The sequence below is a fragment of the Streptomyces sp. NRRL WC-3549 genome (assembly GCF_000721935.1).
Lineage (GTDB): Bacteria > Actinomycetota > Actinomycetes > Streptomycetales > Streptomycetaceae > Streptomyces.
Genome location: NZ_KL585420.1, coordinates 133,702 through 136,923 on the forward strand (window position 1 = coordinate 133,702; position 3,222 = coordinate 136,923).

Consider the following 3,222-nt stretch of genomic DNA (forward strand, 5'->3'; position numbering starts at 1 on the left):
GTCCGCGGTCCGCCCTGGCCTGCCGTCTCCGCCGAAGGGGAGTCGTTCGTCCCGCCCGGAGCGGGTGTCTGCGCCTCGCCGTTGGCCTTGCGTCGCCGGTCGGCGGGGGATGAAGCCTGGAGGCCCATGCCTCCGGTCGTACGGAACAGCTCGTCGGCACCGGGCAGACTCACTCGGCGTGACACCGGGCGAGCACCTCCCTGGCGAGCTGGCGATAGGCGGCGGCGCCGACCGAGTTGGACGCGTACGTGGTGATGGGCTCACCGGCGACGGTGGTCTCCGGGAAGCGGACCGTGCGGCCGATGACCGTGTGGTAGACGTGGTTGTCGAAGGCCTCGACCACGCGTGCCAGCACCTCTCGGCTGTGCACGGTGCGGGAGTCGTACATGGTGGCGAGGATGCCGTCGAGCTCCAGCTCGGGGTTGAGCCGCTCCTGGACCTTCTCGATCGTCTCGGTGAGCAGTGCCACACCGCGCAGCGCGAAGAACTCGCACTCCAGCGGGACTATCACCTTGTGAGCCGCCGTCAGGGCGTTCACGGTGAGCAGACCGAGCGAGGGCTGACAGTCGATCACGATGTAGTCGTAGTCGGCCATCAGCGGCTTCAGGGCGCGCTGCAGCGTCGACTCGCGGGCCACCTCGCTGACCAGCTGCACCTCGGCGGCGGAGAGGTCGATGTTGCTCGGGAGCAGGTCCATGTTGGGCACGGCCGTCTTCAGCAGCACCTCGTCGGCGGCCATGCCCCGCTCCATGAGCAGGTTGTAGACCGTGAGGTCGAGCTCCATCGGGTTGACCCCGAGGCCGACCGACAGGGCACCCTGCGGGTCGAAGTCGACGAGCAGGACACGTCGTCCGTACTCCGCGAGTGCCGCGCCCAGGTTGATGGTCGACGTGGTCTTGCCGACGCCGCCCTTCTGGTTGCACATCGCGATGATCTTGGCGGGGCCGTGATCGTTCAGCGGACCGGGGATCGGGAAGTACGGCAGCGGCCGGCCGGTCGGGCCGATCCGCTCGCGGCGCTGGCGAGCGGCGTCGGGCGCGAGGGTGGCCGCGTACTCCGGGTCGGGCTCGTACTCGGCATCGGGGTCGTAGAAGTGCCCCTCGGGCACCTCGGCGAAGTCGGCGAGGTGGGCGGAATCTCGGCCACTCTCGTTGCCGGCCATGGCGTTCACGTGTAGGCCGTCCATCATCTGGGGGGCTGTCGTCATGTGCTGGTGGGTGGCGAAGGTGCGGACTGCGACGGAGCCGACAGCTTCGAGCCCGCTCGGGCTCAGACCCCGTACAGGCATCCCTGGTCGACCACCCCCGGGAGTAATTGTCGACTCATTCACAAGTCGTCTTACCTCCTTGGATGGGACCAGGAAACTTATCGATAGGTCAGCGTGGCACCATGCCGACGATTGGCGACTCTATGGCGTGTCACCGGTTCGCAGCAACACAATCCGCCGGACACGGCCCGATGTGTCGGCAATCGAACACCCTCCTGTCAAGAGTGCACGGCGCCCGGCGTGCGCCATTCGCCGGGGTGCAAAAAGGGTAGAGGGTTACGTCTCCGGCGAGTTGGCGGGGGTCGCGTCCGGAGCCCGGCACGCGTCCGGCCGGACCTCGCGGTGCAAGGTCCGGCCGGACGCATGAGGTTGACGGAGGGTGTTGACCACTCAGCCGAGAAGCGTGTCCAGTTCGATGTGGTCGAGCCCGTGCGCCTCGGCCACCTGGCGGTAAACCACTTGCCCGCCATGGGTGTTGAGCCCCTTGGCCAGCGCCGGGTCACGGCGCAGCGCCTCGGCCCAGCCGCGGTCGGCGAGCTCCAGGATGTAGGGCAGGGTGGCGTTGGTGAGCGCGTAGGTCGAGGTGTTGGGCACCGCGCCCGGCATGTTCGCCACGCAGTAGAAGACCGAGTCGTGGACCGCGAAGGTCGGGTCGGCGTGGGTGGTCGGGTGGGAGTCCTCGAAGCAGCCGCCCTGGTCGATCGCGATGTCGACAAGAACACTTCCGGGCTTCATCCGGGCGACCAGCTCGTTGGTGACCAGCTTCGGGGCCTTCGCGCCGGGGATCAGCACGGCACCGACGACGAGGTCGGCCTCGACGACGGCCTTCTCGAGTTCGAGGGCGTTGGAGACGACCGTGCGCACCTTGGTGCCGAAGATCCGGTCGGCCTCGCGCAGCTTGTTGATGTCCTTGTCGAGCAGCGTGACGTGGAAGCCGAGCCCGACGGCGATCTGCGTGGCGTTCCAGCCGGAGACGCCGCCGCCGATCACGACGGCCCGGGCCGAGCCGGTGCCGGGCACGCCGCCGGGGAGCACACCGCGCCCGCCGGCCGAGCGCATCAGGTGGTACGCGCCGACCTGGGGGGCGAGCCGGCCCGCGACCTCGGACATCGGGGCGAGCAGCGGAAGCGCGCGGTTCGCGGTCTCCACGGTCTCGTAGGCGATGGCGGTCGTACCCGACTCCAGCAGGGCGTCCGTGCAGGCGCGGGAGGCGGCGAGGTGCAGATAGGTGAAGAGCGTCTGGCCCTTGCGGAGGCGGTGGTACTCCTCGGCGACCGGCTCCTTGACCTTGAGCACCAGGTCGGCGGCGGCCCAGACCTCGTCGGCGGTGGCCAGGATCCGCGCGCCGGCGGCGAGGTACTCCTCGTCCGGGATGGAGGACCCCTCGCCGGCGTGCCGCTCGACGAGGACCTCGTGGCCGTGACGGACCAGCTCATGCACTCCGGCGGGTGTGATCGCCACCCGGAACTCGTTGTTCTTGACTTCGCGGGGGATGCCGACCTTCACGTCGATCACGGTCCTTGGCTCGAAGGTAGCTCGGGCATGACGGGGGTACCCGCATGCGCCGAGCCTAGGGGAAGCACCGCAGGGATGCGCGGCGCAACCATCATTAATGAAGGGCTTCCCCCTGTCTAGCCTTACAAAGCATTAACTTTCCGTCGAAGCACTGCGGATTTCGCAGGCGGTGCTCGCGTCACCCAGCAGTCGTTCGGCCGTCCCCCTGTGCAGTCCGGCGGCCGCGGGGTCGCCGAGCCGGTCCAGCGTGTCCGCCAGCCTGAGCTCCAGGGCCGCCTGCAGCCGTACGTCGCCCGCCCCGCGCGCCAGGCCGACCGCCTCGCGGCAGGTGTGCAGCGACTCCTGCGGCCGTCCCGCGTACTCCTGCACCCTGGCCGCCTCGCTGAGCGCCCGCGCCTGGGCGGCGGGGTCGCCGAGCCTGCGGTGGCCCGCCGCGGCGG

General features: G+C 69.5%; 2 protein-coding genes and 2 pseudogenes. All 4 read right to left on the reverse strand.

Annotation, left to right across the window (positions count from 1 at the left end; all coding sequences use genetic code 11):
- Positions 1-185, reverse strand: a pseudogene (locus IH13_RS44905) (hypothetical protein); the annotation flags it as partial.
- A complete protein-coding gene (locus IH13_RS0125190; protein WP_031088127.1) occupies positions 170-1,288 on the reverse strand; it encodes a ParA family protein in 1,119 nt (372 codons plus the stop codon). The pseudogene IH13_RS44905 and the gene IH13_RS0125190, both read right to left, overlap by 16 nt.
- A gap of 369 nt (positions 1,289-1,657) precedes the next feature.
- Complete coding sequence (gene ald / locus IH13_RS0125195; RefSeq protein ID WP_031088129.1) at positions 1,658-2,773, reverse strand: alanine dehydrogenase; 1,116 nt, start codon at positions 2,771-2,773, stop codon at positions 1,658-1,660.
- A 141-nt stretch (positions 2,774-2,914) separates the two neighbouring features.
- Positions 2,915-3,222: pseudogene (locus IH13_RS0125200) on the reverse strand (hypothetical protein); the annotation flags it as partial.